At 70.0% G+C, this 21,661-nt stretch carries 15 protein-coding genes; 8 read left to right on the forward strand and 7 right to left on the reverse strand.

Annotated elements, in window-relative coordinates:
* Positions 1-188: 188 nt before the first annotated feature.
* The 3 genes from ACIHFD_RS22405 to ACIHFD_RS22415 all read left to right on the forward strand — a co-directional run bounded on the left by ACIHFD_RS22405 (position 189) and on the right by ACIHFD_RS22415 (position 7,224).
* Entirely contained in the window at positions 189-3,062 is a 2,874-nt protein-coding gene (locus ACIHFD_RS22405; protein ID WP_397368531.1) for a glycoside hydrolase family 48 protein, read from the forward strand.
* Entirely contained in the window at positions 3,005-5,566 is a 2,562-nt protein-coding gene (locus ACIHFD_RS22410) for a glycoside hydrolase family 9 protein (protein WP_397368709.1), read from the forward strand. The genes ACIHFD_RS22405 and ACIHFD_RS22410 overlap by 58 nt, the downstream gene beginning before the upstream one ends.
* Before the next feature lie 65 nt (positions 5,567-5,631).
* Positions 5,632-7,224 carry a cellulase family glycosylhydrolase gene (locus ACIHFD_RS22415; protein WP_397368532.1) on the forward strand — a complete coding sequence of 531 codons (1,593 nt, stop codon included), beginning with the start codon at positions 5,632-5,634 and terminating at the stop codon, positions 7,222-7,224.
* A gap of 236 nt (positions 7,225-7,460) precedes the next feature.
* Here the strand turns inward: ACIHFD_RS22415 and ACIHFD_RS22420 are convergent, their stop codons facing one another.
* The 5 genes from ACIHFD_RS22420 to ACIHFD_RS22440 form a co-directional block, all read right to left on the reverse strand.
* Positions 7,461-7,988 carry a hypothetical protein gene (locus tag ACIHFD_RS22420; protein ID WP_397368533.1) on the reverse strand — a complete coding sequence of 176 codons (528 nt, stop codon included), beginning with the start codon at positions 7,986-7,988 and terminating at the stop codon, positions 7,461-7,463.
* Positions 7,985-9,040 carry a lytic polysaccharide monooxygenase gene (locus tag ACIHFD_RS22425; protein ID WP_397368534.1) on the reverse strand — a complete coding sequence of 352 codons (1,056 nt, stop codon included), beginning with the start codon at positions 9,038-9,040 and terminating at the stop codon, positions 7,985-7,987. Before ACIHFD_RS22425 ends, ACIHFD_RS22420 begins: the two co-directional genes overlap by 4 nt.
* Before the next feature lie 241 nt (positions 9,041-9,281).
* On the reverse strand, positions 9,282-10,535 hold the full coding sequence (locus ACIHFD_RS22430; protein WP_397368535.1) for a serine/threonine-protein kinase: 1,254 nt from the start codon (positions 10,533-10,535) through the stop codon (positions 9,282-9,284).
* A complete protein-coding gene (locus ACIHFD_RS22435; protein ID WP_350723634.1) occupies positions 10,522-11,493 on the reverse strand; it encodes a LacI family DNA-binding transcriptional regulator in 972 nt (323 codons plus the stop codon). The genes ACIHFD_RS22430 and ACIHFD_RS22435 overlap by 14 nt, the downstream gene beginning before the upstream one ends.
* Positions 11,494-11,695: 202 nt before the next feature.
* Positions 11,696-13,837 (reverse strand): transglycosylase domain-containing protein, encoded by a 2,142-nt coding sequence (locus ACIHFD_RS22440; protein WP_397368536.1) that lies wholly within the window; start codon positions 13,835-13,837, stop codon positions 11,696-11,698.
* Positions 13,838-14,134: 297 nt separating this feature from the next.
* On the opposite strand from ACIHFD_RS22440, the gene ACIHFD_RS22445 reads away from it, so the two are divergent.
* The 4 genes from ACIHFD_RS22445 to ACIHFD_RS22460 are packed head-to-tail and all read left to right on the forward strand — an operon-like array spanning position 14,135 to position 17,432.
* Complete coding sequence (locus ACIHFD_RS22445; protein ID WP_397368537.1) at positions 14,135-15,427, forward strand: hypothetical protein; 1,293 nt, start codon at positions 14,135-14,137, stop codon at positions 15,425-15,427.
* Positions 15,424-16,422 (forward strand): hypothetical protein, encoded by a 999-nt coding sequence (locus ACIHFD_RS22450; protein WP_397368538.1) that lies wholly within the window; start codon positions 15,424-15,426, stop codon positions 16,420-16,422. Before ACIHFD_RS22445 ends, ACIHFD_RS22450 begins: the two co-directional genes overlap by 4 nt.
* Positions 16,423-16,463: 41 nt before the next feature.
* Positions 16,464-16,985, forward strand: coding sequence for a MarR family winged helix-turn-helix transcriptional regulator (locus ACIHFD_RS22455; protein WP_397368539.1), 522 nt, complete (start codon positions 16,464-16,466; stop codon positions 16,983-16,985).
* A 30-nt stretch (positions 16,986-17,015) separates the two neighbouring features.
* Positions 17,016-17,432, forward strand: coding sequence for an STAS domain-containing protein (locus ACIHFD_RS22460; RefSeq protein WP_397368540.1), 417 nt, complete (start codon positions 17,016-17,018; stop codon positions 17,430-17,432).
* Positions 17,433-17,443: 11 nt separating this feature from the next.
* Here the strand turns inward: ACIHFD_RS22460 and ACIHFD_RS22465 are convergent, their stop codons facing one another.
* Positions 17,444-18,850, reverse strand: a complete 1,407-nt coding sequence (locus ACIHFD_RS22465; RefSeq protein WP_397368541.1) for a dihydrolipoyl dehydrogenase family protein — start codon at positions 18,848-18,850, stop codon at positions 17,444-17,446.
* 167 nt (positions 18,851-19,017) lie between these two features.
* On the opposite strand from ACIHFD_RS22465, the gene ACIHFD_RS22470 reads away from it, so the two are divergent.
* Positions 19,018-20,106 carry a sialidase family protein gene (locus ACIHFD_RS22470; RefSeq protein WP_364245290.1) on the forward strand — a complete coding sequence of 363 codons (1,089 nt, stop codon included), beginning with the start codon at positions 19,018-19,020 and terminating at the stop codon, positions 20,104-20,106.
* A 4-nt stretch (positions 20,107-20,110) separates the two neighbouring features.
* Here the strand turns inward: ACIHFD_RS22470 and ACIHFD_RS22475 are convergent, their stop codons facing one another.
* The gene (locus ACIHFD_RS22475; RefSeq protein ID WP_397368542.1) at positions 20,111-21,616 is read right to left on the reverse strand and encodes an IucA/IucC family protein; all 1,506 of its coding nucleotides are present in this window, start codon (positions 21,614-21,616) and stop codon (positions 20,111-20,113) included.
* Between the last annotated feature and the right edge of the window lie 45 nt (positions 21,617-21,661).

The following is a 21,661-nucleotide window of genomic DNA, read 5'->3' on the forward strand; positions in this document are numbered from 1 at the left end:
CACCCTGGTGAGAGGAAACACGGGGGTTACCGGACCGCCATTCCGTTGACATACGCGTGGGGGCACCCACAATCCGTTTGGGAGCGCTCCCACTCCTCTACTCCCATGGAGACCCCGTGAAGTACAGACCTTCTCCCCTTCTCTCCCGCTTATCGCGGCGACTGGCCGTGGCCGCAACGTTTGTCCTTGTGGCGGGTGTGACCTCGGCCGTGTCGGCCGGACCCGCGCAGGCGGCCGTGGCGTGCGACGTGACGTACACGGCCAATCAATGGACCAGCAGCCCCGGCCAGGGCGGTTTCACCGCGAGCATCACGTTGAAGAACACCGGTGACCCCATCACGTCGTGGAACCTGGGCTTCGACTTCCCGACCACGGGGCAGAAGTACACCCCGACGGGCTGGAGCGCCAACTGGAGCCAGTCGGGCACGCGCGTCACGGCCACCAACATGCCGTACAACGGCAGCCTGGGCACCGGCGCGTCCGTGTCCATCGGCTTCAACGGCACCTGGACCGGCAGCAACCCGAACCCGACGACGTTCAGCGTGAACGGGGTCACCTGCGGCGGCGCCAACGCCGCGCCCACGGTGTCGCTGACCTCGCCGACCGCGGGGCAGACGTTCACCGCCCCGGCCACCGTGCCGATCGCGGCGAACGCGTCCGACTCCGACGGCACGGTCTCGAAGGTCGACTTCTACCAGGGCTCCACGCTGCTGGGCACCGACACCTCGGCGCCGTACAGCTACAGCTGGACGAACGTGGCGGCCGGCAGCTACTCGATCACCGCGCGGGCCACCGACAACGGCGGCGCGACCACCACCTCGGCGCCGGTCGGGATCACGGTCTCGCAGAACACGGGTCCCGCGCTCGTCGTGAGCCCGACGAGCCTGTCCGTGCCGGAGGCGGGGACCGCGAGCTTCAGCGTGAAGCTGTCGCAGGCGCCCTCGGCCAACGTGACCGTCACCACGGCACGCGCCAGCGGTGACACCGACCTGACCGTCTCCGGCGGCGCCAGCCTGACCTTCACGCCGTCCAACTGGAACACCGCGCAGAACGTCACGCTCGCGGCGGCCAACGACAGCGACACCACCGCCGGCTCCGGCGTGTTCCGGGTGAGCGCCACCGGCTACACCGCGGTCGACGTCACCGCCACCGAGGCGGACGACGACGTCGGCGGCAACAACACCTACGTCCAGCGCTTCGTCGAGATGTACAACGAGCTCCACGACCCGGCGAACGGCTACTTCTCGCCCGAGGGCGTGCCGTACCACTCGATCGAGACGTTCATGGTCGAGGCGCCGGACCATGGGCACGAGACCACGTCCGAGGCCTACAGCTACTACCTGTGGCTGGAGGCGGTCTACGGGCAGGTCACCGGCGACTGGGCGAAGTTCAACAACGCGTGGGCCTCGATGGAGAAGTACATCATCCCGGCCACGGCCGACCAGCCGACGAACTCCTTCTACACGCCGAACAAGCCGGCCACGTACGCGCCGGAGTCGAACCAGATCAGCAACTACCCGAGCCCGCTCGACACCGGCGTGACCCCGGGCACCGACCCGATCGCGGGCGAGCTGCAGAGCGCGTACGGCACCCGTGACATCTACGGCATGCACTGGCTGCTCGACGTCGACAACACCTACGGCTTCGGCCGCTGCGGCGACGGCACCACCAAGCCCGCCTACATCAACACCTACCAGCGCGGCCCGGAGGAGTCGGTCTTCGAGACGATCCCGCAGCCGTCCTGCGACACCTTCAAGCACGGCGGCACCAACGGCTACCTGGACCTGTTCATCAAGGACAGCTCCTACGCCAAGCAGTGGAGGTACACCAACGCCCCCGACGCCGACGCGCGCGCCGTGCAGGCCGCGTACTGGGCGCAGACGTGGGCCAAGGCGCAGGGCAAGGAGTCGCAGATCTCCGGGTCGGTCGCCAAGGCCGCGAAGATGGGCGACTACCTGCGCTACGCGATGTACGACAAGTACTTCAAGAAGCCCGGCTGCACGAGCCCGCAGTGCGCGGCCGGCACCGGCAAGGACTCCTCCAACTACCTGCTGAGCTGGTACTACGCCTGGGGCGGCGCGACCGACTCCAGCGCCGGCTGGGCATGGCGCATCGGCTCCAGCCACAACCACTCCGGCTACCAGAACCCGCTCGCGGCCTGGGCGCTGGCGAACGTGACCGAGCTGAAGCCCAAGAGCAGCACCGGCGTGGCCGACTGGAGCACCAGCCTCACCCGGCAGCTGCAGTTCTATGGCTGGCTGCAGTCGGCCGAGGGCGCCATCGCCGGTGGCGCGACCAACAGCTGGGAGGGTCACTACGCGACGCCGCCGGCCGGCCTGCCGAAGTTCCACGGCCTGACCTACGACTGGCAGCCCGTCTACCACGACCCGCCGTCGAACCAGTGGTTCGGCTTCCAGGCGTGGACGATGGAGCGGGTGGCCGAGCTGTACTACGCCTCGGGCAACGCCGACGCCAAGGCGCTGCTCGACAAGTGGGTCACCTGGGCCATGAACAACACCACCATCAACGCGGACGGCTCGTACCAGATCCCGTCCACGCTGCGGTGGACCGGCCAGCCCGTGGGTGACTTCACCGCCACCTCCGGGATGCCTCCGGCCAACCCCGGCCTGCACGTGACGATCGCCGACTACACGAACGACGTGGGCGTGGCCGGCGCGTACGCCAAGACGCTCATGTACTACGCGGCCAAGGCGAACAACACGGCGGCCAAGAACATGGCCAAGGCGCTGCTCGACGGCGTGTGGAAGAACCGCGACGCCAAGGGCGTGTCGGTCCCCGAGACCAAGACCGACTACAACCGCGTGGACGACCCGGTCTACGTGCCGTCCGGCTGGAGCGGCAAGATGCCCAACGGCGACACCATCAACTCCAGCTCGACGTTCATCTCGATCAGGTCCTTCTACAAGAACGACCCGGACTGGCCGAAGGTCGACGCCTTCCTGAAGGGCACGGGCCCCGCGCCGGTCTTCAACTACCACCGGTTCTGGGCACAGGTGGACGTCGCCGTCGCCCTGGGCGAGTACGGACGGCTCTTCCCGTGAGAAAAGCACTGATCGCCGTGGCGTCGCTGGTCCTGCCCCTGTGTTTCGCAGGGGTGGGGCCGGCGGCCCACGCCGCCGCACCGGCGTTCGCGTACGGCGAGGCGCTGCAGAAGGCGCTGTGGTTCTACGAGGCCCAGCAGTCGGGCGACCTGCCGAGCTGGAACCGCGTCGGCTGGCGCGGCGACTCCGGCATGAACGACGGCAAGGACGTGGGCGTGGACCTCACGGGCGGCTGGTACGACGCGGGCGACCACGTCAAGTTCGGCTTCCCGATGGCGTTCTCCACGACCATGCTGGCCTGGGGCGCGGTCGAGTACCGCGACGCGTACGCGAACTCCGGGCAGCTCACGCACCTGCTGAACAACCTCAAGTTCGTCAACGACTACTTCATCAAGGCCCACCCGTCGGCGAACGTGCTCTACGGGCAGGTCGGCAACGGCGGCACGGACCACGCCTGGTGGGGCCCGGCCGAGGCAATGCAGATGACACGGCCCGCGTACAAGATCGACGCGTCGTGCGGCGGGTCGGACCTGGCGGGCGAGACGGCGGCGGCGATGGCCGCCTCCTCGATCGTCTTCCGCCCGACAAATCCGACTTATGCTGACACGCTGCTGACGCACGCCAAGCAGCTGTACTCCTTCGCCGACACGGTCAGGAAGAAGTACACCGACTGCATCACCGACGCGCAGGGCTACTACAACTCGTGGAGCGGCTACAACGACGAGCTGGTGTGGGGTGCGATCTGGCTCTACCGGGCCACGAACGACGCCTCCTACCTGGCCAAGGCCGAGACCGGGTACGACAACCTCGGCAACGAGCCGCAGACCACCACCAAGTCGTACAAGTGGACGATCGCGTGGGACGACAAGTCGTACGGCGCGTACGTGCTGCTGTACAAGCTGACCGGCAAGCAGCGCTACCTGGACGACGCCAACCGCTGGCTCGACTGGTGGACCGTCGGCGTGAACGGCGCGAAGGTGGCGTACTCGCCGGGCGGCCAGGCCGTGCTCGACCGGTGGGGCTCGCTGCGGTACGCGGCCAACACCTCGTTCGCGGCGCTCGTGCACAGCGACACCATCACCGACGCCACGCGCAAGGCCCGCTACCACGACTTCGCGGTGCGGCAGATCAACTACACGCTCGGTGACAACCCGCGCAACTCCTCGTACCTGATCGGGTTCGGCGCCAACCCGCCCAAGAACCCGCATCACCGCACGGCGCACGGCTCGTGGACCGACCAGATCACCAACCCCGAGCAGACCCGCCACACCCTGTACGGCGCGCTCGTCGGCGGACCGCCCGACCCGAACGACGCCTACACCGACAAGCGCGACGACTACGTCATGAACGAGGTCGCCACCGACTACAACGCCGGCTTCACCAGCGCGCTGGCCCGGCTCTACAAGGAGTACGGCGGCGCGCCCGCAGCGAACTTCCCGGTGGCGGAGACCCCGGACGGTCCCGAGCTCTTTGTCGAGGCGGGCGTGAACGCCTCGGGCACCGGCTTCACGGAGATCAAGGCCATCGTCCGCAACCAGTCGGCCTGGCCCGCCAGGGTCCTGTCCGACGGCTCGTTCCGCTACTACTTCACGCTCGACGGCACGACGACGGCCTCGCAGATCACCGTGTCGTCGGCTTATACGCAGTGCAAGGCGCCCACGCTGCACCAGGCGAGCGGCACCACGTACTACGTGAACATCGACTGCTCCGGGCAGGCCATCGCCCCGGCCGGGCAGTCACAGCACCGCAGAGAGGTGCAGTTCAGGATCACCAGCGCGGGCACGTGGGACCCGGCGAACGACTGGTCGTACCGGAACATCCCCACCACGCCCGGCGCGACGCCGGTGCGCACCGGGAACATCACTCTCTACAGCGGCGCGACCAAGATCTGGGGTGAGCCCCCGGGTCCGGAAGAGCAGGACACGGCAGCGCCCAGCAAGCCGGGCAAGCCCGCGGTCTCCGAGATCACGGGCTCGACGGCCAAGCTGAGCTGGACCGCCTCCACGGACAACGTGGGCGTGAGCGGCTACGACGTCTACCTGGGGTCCCAAAAGGTAGGCACGGCCACGAACGCGTCCTTCAACCTGAGCGGGCTCACCCCTAGCACCTCCTACACCGCCTCCGTGGTGGCGCGGGACGCGGCGGGCAAGGCCTCGGCGTCGTCCGACGGCACCTCGTTCACCACGACGAACACGACGCCGCCGCCGACCGGCGGGTGCGCGGCGACGTACAAGGTGACGAGCTCGTGGGGCGGCGCCTTCCAGGCCGAGGTGACGGTGAAGAACAACGGCACCTCGGCGACCACCGGATGGACGGTCGCCTGGACGTCGGCGAACCAGATCACCCAGCTCTGGGGCGGCAAGCACACCCAGTCGGGGTCCGGCGTCACCGTCAAGAACGAGGCGTACAACGGGGCGCTCGCTCCGGGCGCCACCACCACGTTCGGCTTCATCGCCAACGGCACACCCACCGTCCCCGACCCCATCGCCTGCACTCCCGCCTGAGTGAAGACCCCGCCCCCGTCGCAGTAGCGGCGGGGGCGGTTCCACAGCTCAGTGAAAGGCAGCACATGAGATCACTGATCACCGCGCTGACGTGCTTCCTCGTTTTCCTCGGCCTCTCGGCCGCCCCCGTCGCCCCCGCGAACGCCGCCGTCGGCATTCACGTGAGCGGTACGAAGATCGTCGAGGCCAACGGCCAGGAGTTCGTCATGCGCGGCACCAGCCACGCGCACACGTGGTACGCGACGCAGACCAAGGCGTTCGCGGACATCAAGTCGCTCAAGGCCAACACCGTGCGGGTCGTGCTGAGCGGCGGCCGCTGGACCCCCAACAGCGTCTCCGACGTGGCCAACGTCGTCTCCCTCTGCAAGCAGAACAAGCTCATCTGCGTGCTGGAGAACCACGACACCACCGGGTACGGCGAGCAGAGCGGCGCCTACACCCTCGACCAGGCCGCCAACTACTGGATCAGCGTCAAGTCCGCCCTGGTCGGCCAGGAGGACTACGTCATCGTCAACATCGGCAACGAGCCGATCGGCAACAACGCCGTCACCCCGGGCTGGGCCGCCGCGACCACGGCCGCGATCCAGAAGCTGCGCAGCAACGGCTTCCAGCACGCGCTGATGGTGGACGCGCCCAACTGGGGTCAGGACTGGCAGTTCGGCATGCGCGACAACGCGCGGGCGGTCTTCGACAGCGACCCGAACAAGAACACGATCTTCTCCATCCACATGTACGGCGTCTTCGACACGGCCGCGGAGATCAACGCGTACATGGACGCGTTCAAGACCGCGGGGCTGCCGCTGGTCGTCGGCGAGTTCGGCTTCAACCACTCCGACGGCAACCCGGACGAGGACACGATCATGGCCCAGTCCGTGAGCCGCGGCCTCGGCTACCTGGGCTGGTCGTGGAGCGGCAACGGCGGCGGCGTCGAATACCTCGACCAGGTCACCAACTTCGACGTCACCCAGCTCACGGATTGGGGCCGGCGGCTGTTCAACGGCGCCAACGGCATCGCCGCCACCTCCAAGCAGGCCTCGATCTACGGCGGCGGCACCACCGACCCGACCTCGCCGAGCACGCCCGGCACCCCGTCGGCGTCCGGCATCACCTCGTCGGGGGCGAACCTGTCCTGGACGGCCTCCACGGACAACGTCGGTGTGACCGGTTACGACGTCTACACCTCGACCGGGACCTCGCTCGGCTCGACCGCGACGAACTCGATCACGCTGACCGGGCTGTCGCCGGCGACCACGTACCAGGTGTACGTCAAGGCCAGGGACGCGGCCGGCAACCAGTCCGCCGCGTCGCCGACGGCGTCGTTCACCACGCTCAGCGGCGGCGGCACCGGCGGCGGCTGCACCGCTGCCGGCACCGTGCAGAGCCAATGGAGCACCGGGTACGTCGTGCAGCCCGTGACCGTGACCAACACCAGCACCTCGACCAAGTCGAGCTGGACGGTGACCTTCACGCTGCCGGCCGGCCACACGCTCACCGGCTCCTGGAACGCCGCGGTGACGGTCAGCGGCCAGACCGTGACGGCCAAGAACCTGAGCTACAACGGCACACTCGCACCCAACGCCGGCACGAGCTTCGGGGTGCAGGCGAGCCGGCCCAGCGGCAACACGTCCGTGCCGTCCGGCTACACGTGTGCCAACTGAACCGCCCGTCGTACCGCTGCGTATGAGGAGGTGAGGCGAAAGAACATCCCTGCCCAATGAGACCATCCCGCCCGGATGGGACGGACGCGGCCGGTACCTCCAGCCGGCCGCGTCCGTGTTTATGGCCTCTGCTCCGCAGAGGCGCGCTCGGTCGCTGGGGAGCCGTCGCCTTCCCTCGTCGCTCCGGTCGCTACGCTCCCTGCGCTCCTCAGTCCAGGCGACGGCGCTCCCTCGCTTTATCGGGCTTGGCTTTTCACGGCTTCAGCGAAGCGTTGGCGGGCGGCGTCGATCGCCGACTCGTCCTCGAACTCGGCGAAGGCCGCCTCGTGGTAGCGGGCCGGGATGAGCCGCTTGACGCGGTCCGGATAGCCCACGCCCGGCTCCGGCACCCGGATCAGGGGAGGGATGCCGACGCGCACCGCGATCGGGCCCGCGGCCCGTACGGAGGTGGCCCAGTCGGTGCCCGCGCCGGTGACCGCGCACATGTGGCGGGCGTAGACCCACTTCACCTCGACGAGGGAGGTCGCGTCGGGCGGATCGAACCCGAAGGGCTCCACGGCGCACACGACGCGCGAGTCGAAGTCGTGGCCGTGCGCGTGGTGCTCGTCGGGCGAGGACTGTTCGAGGATGAGCGTCACCTGGGCGGCGAGCTCCTGGTTCAGCTGGGAGGACGGCTGGCGGGCGGCGAAAAACATCACCCCGGCCAGGGTCAGGCTGGCCAGGGTGACGAGTGCCGCGGCAAGCCCGCGACGTGATTTGATCACGGGCTGGTGCAGGTCAGGGCCGGGGCCGGGTTGGGGATCGATCCGGTGGCGTTGAAGCCGAACGAGGTGGTCGCGTTCGGTGCGAGCTGCCCGTTGTAGGTGGCGTTCTTGACCACCACGTTGGGCGGTTGCCCGGACAGCACGCCGTTCCATGGCGAGCCGTCGAAGCCCTGGCCGCCGGAGTAGGTCCACTTGACCGTCCAGCCGTTGATCGACGAGGTGCTCGTGTTCTTCACGGTCACCTCGCCCTGGAAGTGGCCGGCCCAGCCGGTGTCCGTGGCCTTCCACGTGGCGGTGCAGGCGCCCGGGTTGACCGTCGGAGTCACCGTCGGGGTGGCGGTGGGGGTGCCCTGGCCCGGGCCGACGCCGGTGACCTCGCCCTTGCCGCCGTCGAAGACGACGTCGGAGCAGCTGTAGAAGTTCTCGTTGCTGTCGGAGCGGACCCACATCGTGTAGATGATGTGCCGGCCGGTCTTGCCGGACGGGAGCTGGGCGTTCCAGTAGTAGTAGTTGAGCGCGCCGGCGGGTCCGGTGTCCGGCGGGTTGGTGGCACTGCCGAACGGCTCCAGGTCGGACCACTTCAGCGGCCCGTTGGGGTTCCAGCCGTTCTTGGTGACGTAGTAGTTGAAGGCGCCGGGGTGCTTGGCCCAGTTGCTGTGCCGCATCTGGATGGTGGCGCCCGAGGTCAGGTGGGTCAGCGGCCAGTCGCTGCGCACCGCGTTGTAGGCCGAGAAGTCGTAGGGACCGCCGGTGCCGCCGCTGCAGAGCTGCCCGTCGGGGATGAACCCGGTGGTCCGGCCCCCGCCGTCGGAACGCAGCACCGCGAACCAGTTGTACAGCGGGGTCGTGCCGCTCTGCGCGACGGCCGCCGAGCACGCGGGGTTGTAGGGGATGATCTGGCCGTTCTCCCGCAGGCCGTCCTGCCAGCACAGGAACGTCCTCGCCGCGGGGAACATCGACACCCCGTGCGCCAGTGCCTGCGTGGGCACCATCAGAACAGTCGTGATCAGAACCATGACGGCGGTGATCGCCGCCGACTTGAATAACCTCATGGGGATTCCCTTGCGCTGACGAATGAGGAAACCTGCCCACGAGCAGCCCGCCCGGCCAGCGCATTGAATCACGCCCCGCACGACGTCGACAACGCGCTGTGAAAGTTTCATTCGATCTTGGTCATAGCCGGTCCAGGCGCTACTCTGGGAGCGCTCCCATCAGGGGATGTGGCACGCGGCGTGCTTTGCGAGGGGTACGGACCGCGTATGAGGGGTACGGCGGGTGCTGCCGTACCCCTCCTCAATCACGATCCAGCGCGGCGTCGATGTCGTCGAGCCTGGCCTGCAGCTCGCTCAGGCAGGCGGGCGCGAGCCGCCCCTCGCCGAAGCGGTCGGACAGCTTCTGGCGCAGGTTGTCCGTCCTCGACACCGACGGGCCGTGCGGTCCCACCGCGGCGTGCAGCACCTGTTTGAGGTCCAGCACCACGTCCGCGTCGGTCGCGCCGCACGGCGTCCTGGCCTCCAGCACCGTGTTGAAGCCGTCCACGGCCTGCTCGACGGTGGCGGCCGTGGCCGGCGTGCTCTCGATCAGCCTGGCGGTCGGCGATGTCTTGACCGTCACCTCCTGCTGCGGCTTCTGCTGCTCCTGCTGGAGTCCCGTCTGCTGGAACCACAGCAGGGCCGAGAGCGCGACGGCCGCCGAACCGGCGACCGTGAGGCCACGCCTGACGTGCCGCCCGAGGGTCGCCGCGCTCAGCGCGGAGGTCAGCGCCGAGACGATCTCGGCCGCGGTCGGCCGCCGGTCCGGCCGGTCCGCCAGGCAGCGCTGGCAGAGCGTGGCCACGGAGTACGGCACGCCGGCGACGCGGGGCGGGGGATACGTCCTGCGCGCGGCCTCGATCTCCTCCCACGTCGTCTCCGGGTACGGCGTCCGCCCGGTGAGCATGGCGTGCAGCAGCACGCCGAGGGCGTACACGTCGACCGCGGGATGGGTCGGCGCGCCGAGCAGCCGCTCGGGGGCGACGTAGGGAGGGGTGCCGCGGTCGTCGTCGGGGTCTCCGGCCCAGGCCGCGATGCCGAAGTCGAGCAGCTTGGGTCCGTCGGCGGTGAGCAGCACGTTCTCGGCCGTGACGTCCCGGTGGACCAGGCCGCGGGCGTGCCCGGCCATCAGGACCCGGGCCAGCCGCAGCGCGATGACCGCCGCCTCGGTCCACGGCAGCGGCCCCTGCTCGATGCGCTCGGCCAGCGGCGTGCCGTCGAGCAGCGGCATCACCACGTAGGCGGCGACGCCGCCGTTCGTGGTGACGGTCTCGCCGTAGTCGTAGATGTCGATGGAGTCGGGGTGGATGAACCGGGCGGCGGCGCGCGCCTCGCTGCGGGCGCTCATGCGCTCGCCGCCGCCGGCATGAAGTGAGGCGGTGAGCACCTTGACGGCGATCATCCGGTGCAGCGACTGGTCGAAGGCACGCCAGATGACCGACATGCCCCCGCGGGCCAGCGGATCCAGCAACAGATACCTGCGGGCCAGTATGTCCCCCGGCTCAAGCCGACTCACGGACGACCAGTTCCGTAGGGAGTACGGGGTCGATCCCCGCGGCCCCCGACAGGAGCAGCCGGGTGGCGACGGTGGCGAGCTCCTCGACGGGCTGGCGGATGGTGGTCAGGGCCGGGACGGTGTGCCTGGCGACCGGGGCGTCATCGAACCCGATCACCGCCACGTCCGCCGGCACCTTGCGCCCGGCCCTGCGCAGTGCCTGGATCGCGCCTGCCGCCATCAGGTCCGAGGCGACGAAGACGGCGTCTAGACCTGGGGCGTGGCGTAACAGCCACTGCATGGCGTGGGTGCCGGAGGCCGCGGTGAAGTCCCCGTAGGCCACGGGAACGTCGGGTGCGCCCGCCGCCTGCAGGGTGCGTACCAGGCCTTCTAATCGGTCGCGCGCGCCGGGTAAGGACGGTGGTCCGCCGATGGCGGCGACGTTGCGGCGGCCGGATAACAGGAAGTGCTCCGCCGCCTGGCGGCCGCCGTCGAGGTTGTTCACGTCGGCGTACGGGAGTTTGAGATCGTGTGGCGGGCGGCCGATGTTGCGCACGGGGACGCCCGAGGTGGACAACTTGATCGCCAGGGGGTGGCGCTCGCGCGCGCCCACGATCAGCACCGCGCCGGACAGCACCGGCAGTACGGACGATGTGGGCGTGACGGTGGTCACCATGAGATGGGTGCCGTGTTCGGCGATCACGGCTCCTGCGGCGGACAGGAGCCGTGCGTAGTAGGGCTCGGAGAACAGGCGTGGGAGGTGGTCGCAGATCACCGCCGTGACGCCGTCGGCCATGGTCTTGGCGGCCGTTCCCCGGGGGGCTCGTTGGCGTACGTATCCCATGCGGGACACGGCGTCGTAGACTTGCCGGCGGGTCGAGGTACTGACCCGCACCGAGCCCGTGAGGACTCGAGATGCGGTCGCGGGGGAAACCCCTGCAGCGGCCGCCACCTGTGCCAGTGTGGGCTGCTCGGTCATGGAGCACCTCGCGGAAAAGATCCTGGGAGCGCTCCCACGTTACCAATGTTTCGGCGCTGTTAATAGGGCCTTTGCTGGGAGTGCGTCCCACTGTGCGGACGCACTCCGAATTTGCTCAGCTAGAGGCCCTAGTAACCGACAGTTGTTTTTGTGCCGAACGTTGATCGCGCAATATTTGCGTGTCTGATTTAGCCCTATCCGGTCATTGAGTCACGTTGGTGCCGATCTCTGCCTCGTCGAGGCCCCCGTCCGTGTCGTCCGGCTGGGGGCGCACCGGCTGCTGGGGCTGGCAGCTCGAACCGCAGCCGCCGAAGCGCGCGGTGTTCACCGGGGTGAAGTCCGTCGCCGGGATGCCCTTGAGCGCGGACAGCATGGTGTCCTTCCAGATCGGGCCGGGGATGGAGGCCCCGAAGACCGAGGGGTAGAACCGGCCGCCGATGGTGATGTTGTTCAGCTTGTGCGTCACCGCGCCGCGCGGGTCACCGATGCTGACCGCGCCCGCGAGGTCGGGGGAGAACCCGGCGAACCAGGCGGTGGACTGCTCGTCCGTGGTGCCGGTCTTGCCGGCAGCCGGCCGGCCGATGCCGCCGACGCCCTTCATGGTGCCCTTGGTGAACACGCCGGAGAGGATGCTGGAGGCGGCGTCCGCGACCTCCGCGTCGAGCGCCTGCTTGCACTTGGGCTTGTAGTTCGTGACCTTGCCGTCGCGGTCCTTGATCGAGGAGATGGCCATCGGCTCGCAGTACTTGCCGCGCGCGCCGATCGCGGCGTACGCGTTGGCCACGGTCACTGGGTCCATCTCGTTGATGCCGAGCGTGAACGTCTCGTACTCCTGCAGGTCCAGCCCGTCGGAGCGCTCGATGCCCAGCGACTTGGCCGTCTTGACCACGTTGCACAGGCCCACCTTCTGCTCCAGCGCCATGAAGAAGGTGTTGACCGAGCCCCAGGTGCCGGTGGCCAGCGACTTGAAGCCACCGCCGCCGCCCTCGGCGTTGGTGACGGTGAAGCTGGGCTCACCCATGTTCTGGCCCTTGCAGTTCTTGAACGACCAGTAGGCCGGAGCGCGGTAGCCGCTGCCCACCGAGATCCCGTCGTTGATCTTCATTCCCTGCTTGAGGGCGGTGAGCAGGGTGAACGTCTTGAACGTCGAGCCGGCCTGGAAGCCGGTGCCGCCGCCGTGCACCGCGTTGGCGACGAGGTTGTAGGACATCTCGTTCTTGCGCTTGTTGGTGCCGTACTTGCGGCTGGCGGCCATGGCCTTGATCGCGCCCGTGCCCGGCTGGACGAGCGCCTCGGAGGCGACCGGGTTGTCGGAGGCGAACACGTGCTTCTTGATGGCCAGCTCGGCGGCCTTCTGCATCTTCGGGTCGAGCGTGGTCTTGATCTCCAGGCCACCCCGGTTGAGGAACGCGGTCCTGGCCTTCTTCGTCTTGCCGAAGTCAGTGTTGCTGAGGATCTCGTTGCGGACGTACATGCAGAAGTACGGGTAGTCGCTGGCCTCGCAGCCACCGGGCAGCGGGGTGCCCTTGTAGCCGAGCTTGGTCTTCTTGGCCTCGGCGGCCTGCTCCGGCGTGATCTTCTTCAGCTCGGCCATCCGGTCGAGCACGACGTTGCGCCGGAACAGCAGCCGCTCCTTGAACTCCTTGCCGCGGCTGGGGTCGGTCTGGAGCGGGTCCTGCACGGCGCCGGCCAGGGTGGCGGCCTGGGACAGGGTCAGGTCGGCGGCCTTGACCCCGAAGAAGCGCTTCGCGGCGGCCTCGATGCCGTAGGCCCGGGCTCCGAAGTACGCGATGTTCAGGTATTTCTCGAGGATCTCGTTCTTGGTGTACTTCTCCTCGATCGCCATCGCGTAGCGCAGCTCGTTGAGCTTACGGGCGTAGCTGGCCTCGAGGGCCGCGTTCTTCTCCTTGGTGGTGCTCGCCGAGTTGAGCAGCACCTGCTTGACGTACTGCTGGGTGATGGACGAGCCGCCCTGGGCGATGCCGCCCGAGGTGAGGTTCTTGGCCAGGGCGCGGACGGTGCCCTCGATGTCGATCGGGCCGTGCTCGTAGAAGCGGTAGTCCTCGATCGAGATGATGGCCGTCTTCATGATCTCGGCGATGTCGTCGAGCTTGACGTTCTCGCGGTACTCCTCGTAGAACGTCGCGATCGGCTTGCCCGTGGCGTCGAGCACCGTCGTCCTCTCCGCGAGGGGCGGCTCCTTGAGGTCCCGCGCCTTGAGGCCTAGGTCCTCCGATGCCGAGACGAACATCGCTCCGGTGCCTCCGACCGCGGGCAGTGCGATGGCCGCGGCCACTACACCGGCCGCTGCCGCCGCCCCGGTCAGGCGCGCGATACTCGACAAACGGGAACCCATGGTTGTAAAACCTCCCCCTCGTGGCATTAGGGTGCATCCTAAACCCCGCCATGACGTGCTCTCGGTAAAAGCTTGGACGCCGCATGGGGCAGTTTTGTTCGCGCGGGAAGCGGGATTTTTCCGGCTCTGGCGTCGTTACGCCGGATCGTGCCGGGTGGGGCGCCTGTGGCGCCTGTGACGATCTTCAGTTTCTGCCAGGTGCGGGCAAAGAAGCGTGTTGACGCGCGGGTGATCGTCCGCCCGTCTGGCAATGTCTGTTTCCTGCCGGTCATGGTGGGGGGACTTATGCGTCGTGCCGGAGATGGCGAGCATTTCGATCGGTTGCTCGCCGCTGCGAGGACATATTGGGGCGAGAGCCCCAGCGGTGAGAGCTGCGTCGTGGCCGAGGCGTTCGACCAGGACATCAGAGTCGTGGTACGGACGCTCATGGTCGCGAAGGCGGTCTGCGAGCTGCTCTCCGCGCGGCTGTTCGCGCTGGTCGAGCCCGAGTGGCGGAGGCTGGCGGAGATGTTCGGGGCCGAAGGGGACGGCCGGCCGCGGGTGCCGCCGGCCGCGCTGGTCACCAGCCGGGCGGACCCGTACGTGATCAGGGACATCCCGGTCGTGCACGTCCACGGGACGGGGTCGCTGAAGGCGTACGCGATCTTCCCCGACCAGGGGCCCTGCTCGTTCCGCGAGGAGCTGCCCGCCAGGGTCGGCGCGTTCTTCGAGCGGCACGTCTGGCCGTACCGGGACACGATCAGGCCGGGCGCGGAGCGGACGGCCTGGCGGGCCAAGAGCGGCTACCAGATCCGCACGGAGACCGAGCGAAACCAGCTGCGCGACTACGGCTGCGCCCGCCTGGGCCTGGACCCGCGGCGGCCGACCATCGCGGTCTTCGGCCACACGCCGGGCGAGGACACCGAGCTGTTCCAGTCGACGGTGGACTTCGCCTCGTCGGACCCGTCGGCGAACTGGCTGTTCCTCGACCCCGTCGGCTACCCGCACTCCCGGGTGAGGTGCGTGACGGGCTCCCTGTCCACGAACCTCCTGTGGAGCATGGCGGACGTGTGCGTCACGTTCGGCGACAGCGACCTGCCCGCGTTCGGCATCCCGGTCGTCCAGGCGGGCTGGTCGGTGGGGAGCGCCTGCGGCGGCACGCACGTGGCGCGCGACCCGTCGGACATTCGCCTGTGGCTGGACGAGGCCATCGCCAAGCACGAGAAGGGCGAGTCCATCCTGGAGCCCGAGCAGCGCGACCGCGCCCGCCTGTGGCTCTGGCTGCGCCGCTGCGGCGCGGACGTGCCCACCCAGCTCCTGCCGCACTGGGAGTACGGCGCCGACTACGCGCGGGCGCTGGCCGTGAACCTGTGGCACGTGGAGCGCGACGGCGACCCTCTCTACAGCGCGATCGCCCGCATGTGGACCAGGCGCGAACCCATGCTCACGCGGTTCGACTTCCACGACCCGGCGGGGCCGTTCATCAGGAACGCCTTTGACCGGTTCCCGCGGTTCGGCGATGTCGTCCGTACCGACGAAGACCCCATGAGCAGCTTCCACGAGCCGGAAGAGTCGTCATTCACGAGGAGCACCCCATGAGCACCCCAGGATCCGCCACCGAGCTGGACCAGCTGATCCTCCCCGCGATCCCGCCCGTCCACGTGCGCAGCGGCCAGATCGCCGCGCTGCAGGTGACCGACAGGCTGCAGCGCGGCAGTTCGATCGTGGGCAGGTTCGAGACCTCGGGGCTGGCCGGGTTCAAGGTCTCGGCGCAGGGGCGCGCGCTGCGGGTGCTGGTGTCGCTGTCGACCGACGATCGGTCCGTGAGCGGCTGGGACGCCGGCAAGACCGACCTGGTCGGCCTGCAGCCGCGCCTGGTACAGGTGCGCTCCCAGGGGCGGCTGCGCCAGTGCGTGCTGCTCAGGGGCCGGCGGGCGCACGCCCAGGTGGCCTTCGACCTGACGGCGGATGAGATCCCCGACGACGGGCTGATCTGCGTCGAGGTGCTCGACATCACGGAGGGCGACGGGGTCAGCGAGGAGGTCCGCCAGGCCGTGTCGGGGCACGTCGTGCCCGACGGCGTGGCCGGGCTGCGGCTGGACAAGGTGGTGTTCGAGGAGCCGCCGGCGGTGGACTTCGATCCCGACACGCTCGACGGGTTGCGCTGCGAGGTGTCCTCGCTGATCAGCGCGGGCGGCCTGGCCAACCGCAACCGGCAGGGCACGCGCGTGCTGCGCGCGGGCATGTTCGTGGTCAACCCGGTGCTGAAGGACACGTTCGGGTCGAGCGGCCGCCTCACGCTCAGGCTGGGCACGAAGGCGGAGCCGGCCAGCCTCATCCCCGCGACGTGGCGGCGGGTCAACAGCGAGTGGCGCTGGATGCGGCACGCCACCAGGAAGCTGCTGGGCATCGCGGCGCCGCCGGTGGAGCGGGTCATCAGCATCAGGGACGGGGACCTGGGGCTGCCCGAGCTGCGCACGGACGGCAACGTCACCGAGCTCACGCTGCCCAGCCCCACGAACTCGCCGTACCTGGTGATCATGGGTCAGTGCCTGGGCGCGGTGCCGACGCTGGAGTCGGGCGCCACGCACTAGTACGGGCGTGAACTATCCCTGCTCGAATAAAATCCTGGGTCATGGACGACGCGGTCGAAAGGATCCTCGGGGAGTGGCGGCGCGAGCGGCCTGATCTCGATCTGACGGCCATGGGCGTCTTCGGGCGGCTCGCCCAGGTGATGCGCGTCCTGGAGCCGCGGGTCGACCGGGTGCTCACCCGGCGCGGGCTGCGGCAGGGGGAGTTCGACGTGCTGGCCGCGCTGCGCCGGGCCGGCCCGCCGTACACGCTGATCCCGTCGGAGCTGTCGGCGGTGCTGATGATGTCGCGGGCCGGGATGACCAACCGGCTCGACCGGCTGGAGGCGGCGGGGCTGGTCGAGCGCAGCCTCGACCCCGCCGACCGGCGCAGCTTCCACGTCCTGCTGACCGGCGAGGGCCTGCGGATCATCGACGAGACGCTCACCGAGCACGCCGCCAACCTGGCCGACCTGGCCTCCCCGCTCACCCCCGAGGACACCGAGACGCTCGCCGCGATCCTGCGCAAGCTGCTGGACGGGCCGCTCGGCAACCCGGAGCTCCCAAAAAATCGCGAAAATCCGTGATATCCCGGCTCAGGGGGAAGTCGTTTCTAGGTGAGGAACGGCTTGTACATCGAGACGATCCGGCACCTCCATTGCACGGTCCTGCGCGCCGGCGGCGAGCTCGACCACGCGGGCCGGGTCCGCTTCAGCACCTGCATCAACGCGGTGTGGGACTGGAGCGTGGGGCCCGTGCTCGTATTCGATCTTGCGGATCTGGATTTTTACGACTCGTCCGTCATTGGAGTGCTGGCGATGGCGATGCAGCGGATGGAGGAGCAGGGGAGCGGCCGGATCATCCTGGTCCGGCCGTCGGACCACCTGCTGTCGGTGCTGCGGCTGACTGACCTGCTGTCGCGGGTGGAGCTGCGGGAGAGCGTCGAGGAGACGGTGGCGGAGCTGATGCTGAACAACTCAGCCCGCGGCTCACCGTCGTCCCCGCACCCGCGCTTCTCCTCCCACCGCCACTGACCCTCTGGGCGTCAGAGGCCGTACGCCTCCAGCAGGCGCAGCCACACCTCGCTGACCGTCGGGAAGGACGGGACGGCGTGCCAGAGGCGCTCCAGCGGCACCTCGGCCGTCACCGCGATCGTGGCACTGTGCAGCAGCTCGGCCGTGCCCGGCCCGACGAACGTGACGCCGAGCAGCACCTTCCTGTCCTCGTCCACCACGGCCCTGGCCCGGCCGCGGTAGCCGTCGCCCAGCAGGTAGGCCCCGGTGACCGAGCCCAGCTCGTAGTCCACCACGCGCACCCGGAACCCGTCCTCCCGGGCCACCGCCTCGGTCCTGCCGACCGCGCAGACCTGCGGATCGGTGAAGACGACCTGCGGCGCGCCGAACCCGTCCGCCAGATCCCGCATCGCGGGCAGCTCGTCGCCACGCGCCCGCGCGGCGATCACGTCACCGCAGATCCTGGCCTGGTACTTGCCCATGTGGGTGAGCAGCGCGCGCCCGTTGACGTCGCCGACCGCGTACAGCCAGCCGTCGGGGACGCCGGTCGCCCGCATGCTGTCGTCCACCTCGACGTACTTCGCGTCGGCCAGACCGATCGTGCCCAGCCCGATGTCGCCGGTCGCGGGCCGGCGGCCGGTCGCGACCAGCAGCTCGTCGGCCTCCACCGGGGGCCCCTCGGGTAGGTGGACGGTCACCTTCCCGCCGGGCTCGGGGCGCTCGATCCTGACGGCGTCGGTGCGGGTGCGCACCTCGATGCCCACCTCCGCGAACGACTCGGCCACCAGCTCTCCCGCGAAGGGCTCCATCCTGGCCAGCAGCCCGCCGCCGCGCACCAGCACGGTCGTCTGCCGCGCGCCGAGCCCGTGCATGGCCTGGGCCATCTCGCAGGCGACCACGCCGCCGCCGAGCACGACCAGCCGCTCGGGGATGGCGCGGGCCGCGGTCACCTCATGGCTGGTCCAGGGCTCCGCCTCGACCAGCCCGGGGATCCGGGGGAGGGCCGCCGTGCTGCCCATGGCCAGGACGACGGCCTGCCGGGCCGTCAGCACCCGCTCGCCGCCGTCCTCGGTGGTGACGCGTACGCGCTTGGGGCCGTCGAGCCGCCCGTGCCCGCGTACGAACTCGGCCGGCACGCTCTCGATCCACCCGACCTGCCCGGAGTCGTTGTAGTTCGAGACGGTCTCGTCGCGCCGGGCCAGCACGGCCTCCGCGTCGACGGGTCCCAGCGACAGCCCGGGGACCCGCGCCACCTCGCCCATCAGGTCGACCGGCCGCAGCAGCGCCTTGCTCGGGACACACGCCCAGTAGGCGCACTCGCCGCCGGCCAGCCGCTCCTCGACGATCGCCGCGGTCAGGCCGCCGCGGACCGCCCGGTCCACGACGTTCTCACCGGCGGGACCGGCACCGATCACGATGACGTCGAACTCGTCAGCCACCACGCCTCCAGAAGCACTCGCTTATGAGGTGAACTCTTTCATGCCGCCGGCCCGGCCATGCTGGGGACAGGCCGGTTGGACGCCCCCTCTGTCCCTTACATCCCTCCTCCACCGCCCGTCACACTCGTCTTCACGTCTCGTTCACCCGGCGGCCGTAGCGTGCCCGCATGGCGGATCGATACCCGACGTCAGTGCCGTACCGGCAGCGGACGGACGGCTACAACACCTACCGGATCCCCGCGGCGGTGGTGACGAAGGCGGGCACCGTGCTGGCGTTCGCGGAGGGGCGGCACGCCTCCGCCGGGGACTCCGGCCACATCGACGTCGTGCTCAGGCGCTCCACGGACGGCGGCAGGACCTGGGGCGCGCTGCAGGTGGTCGCCACGGAGCCGCGCCGGGGCACCGCGGGCAACCCCGCGCCCGTGGCACTGGCCGACGGCCGGATCGTGCTGGTCTTCGTCAGGCAGGGGCCGCAGGCCACCGAGGACAAGATCAGGCGCGGCCAGGTGGCGGCGGCCGACGGGCGGCGGGTGTTCGTGCAGGTCAGCTCGGACGACGGGGTCACGTGGTCGGCGCCTCGCGAGATCACCGGCAGCGTGAAGCGCTCCGAGTGGCGCTGGTACGCGACCGCACCCGGCCACGCCGTAGCGCTGCGCAGCGGGCGGATCGTGGTCCCCGCCAACCACTCGCTGCCGCCCGGCGGGTCCGACAACGGGACCGAGGGCAAGTACAACGGCGGCCACGGGCTGCTGAGCGACGACGGCGGCCAGACCTGGCGCATCGGGTACGTCGACGACAACCCGGACGGATACGTCAACGTCAACGAGACCACGGCCACCGAGCTGCCGGACGGGCGGCTCTACCTCAACACGCGCACCGAGTCCACCGCCCCCGGCACCAGGGCCGACGCCTACTCGGCCGACGGCGGCCAGACCCTCCTGCTGCCCTTCCGGCCCCAGGCGGGGCTGGTGGGGCCGGTGGTGGAGGGCAGCACGCTGTGGTGCTCGTCGCCGGACGTGCTCCTGTTCTCGGGGCCGGCCGCGCCGGACGCGCGGGCGCTGATGACCGTACGCGCCAGCGATGACCTGGGGGTGACCTGGCGGGTCGCGCACACGGTGTCGGGGCTGCCGGCGGCCTACTCCGACCTGGTCCGGGTGGACGGGGACACGGTGGGCCTGCTGTTCGAGACCGGTGACTTCGGCGCGTACGAGAGCATCGCCTTCCGCCGCCTCCCCGTCGCCGAACTCGCCCCCTGACCCGTTACGCGCCGAGCGGGTTGGGCAGCCTGGTCCAGCTGTCACCGGGCGGCGCGCCCTCCAGGCGGGCGAGCAGGTGGGCCTTGACCGTGAGGTGCGGGCCGAACAGGGCCCCGCGGTCCTCGGCGCACGCGAACTCCGCGGAGCGCGCGGCCGCGGCCACGACGTCCCAGAGGCGGGACTCGGCGGCCCGGTCGCCCCGGCAGAACAGCGCGATCAGGCTGCCGAACGTGGTGCCGACGAGCCCGCCGAACAGCTTGGCGTGCAGCGTCCCGGGGTCGTCGGTGAGCAGCCTGGCGCTGACCGGCGGTACCTCGATCCCGTTGCGGGCGAGCCTGGCGGGGCTGATCCTGACGTCGGCCAGGTCCCGGTAGACCAGCCGGCGCGGGAGGCCGTCCGGGTCGAGCTCGACGAGCAGGTTCTGGCCGTGCGCCTCGAGCGCCACGCCGAGCGCCAGCAGGCCCAGGGCCTCCCTCCAGACCAGGCGGGCGAACGCGGCCAGCCAGGCCGCCGGGTCCCGCACGGTCGCGCGGGTGACGGCGCCGACGGGGATCGCGTTCCCGGTCGGCTCGCGGAGCATGGCCGACACGTCGGGGCTGTGCTCGCCGTTCACCTTCCCGGCGGCGCCGGCCAGGTAGCGGGCGATGCCGAGCCGCCCGCCCAGCCGGCCGGACAGGGTGGAGAGCAGGTCCGACAGGTGGACGCAGTCGCGTACCGAGCCGGGGGAGATGTCCCTGACGCCGGAGGTCATCCGGGTGCTGAACGCCGTCTTGACGTGCGGGCCGCCGTCGAGGGGCGCGAGGGTCCGTACGGACATCAGCGGGCGGGCCGGGACGGCCCCGGTGACGTGCGGCCGTAGGCCCAGCGCGGGCAGGACGTGGGCGCTCTGCCAGGGGTGCACGGGGAGCAGGAGCCGGTCGCCGTCCATGAGCGCGGCCGGCCACGGGCCCGAGACCAGGCAGTCCGCGGCGGGCAGCGCGAGCAGGTCCAGGCGGACGACGGCGCGGTGCTCCGGCATGTAGGCGAGCTGCTCCGCCACGGAGACGCCGGGGCGGCTGCGGCAGCCCGGGTGGTACGGGTGGCCGTCCACCACGCTCTGCTCGTACTCCTCGGGCGTGACCGGGACGCGGGCGGGCTCCGCGCGGGACAGCGCCAGCGAGGCCACGCTGTTGTCCAGGTCCTCGACCAGCCCGGCGGTGCCGGGCAGGCCCAGGGCGGCGAGCAGTTCGGCGGGGTGCGTGTGGGGGTGACCGTCCAGCCAGAGCGCGGGCTCGCCCCCGAGGTCGTACGGCTCCCGCGCCGGCCCGGTGAGCACGCGGCCGTCCGCCAGCTCGACGCGGGCCTGTCCCCGCGTGCCCAGGAGCCCGGGGAGCGGTTCGTGGAGGAGGCTGCGCCAGAGACGGCCGAGTACGGCGGCCCGCGCGTCCGGGAGGGCCGCGAAGTACGCCGCCGAGAGCTCCGGGCGCACCAGGGAAAGGTCGGCCGCGAATTCCGCCTCCCAACGCCTCATAATTCCCACCATTTCCAGGAAACCAGCCCAGTAGCTACCCTGTTG

It is taken from the genome of Nonomuraea sp. NPDC051941, from assembly GCF_044593615.1.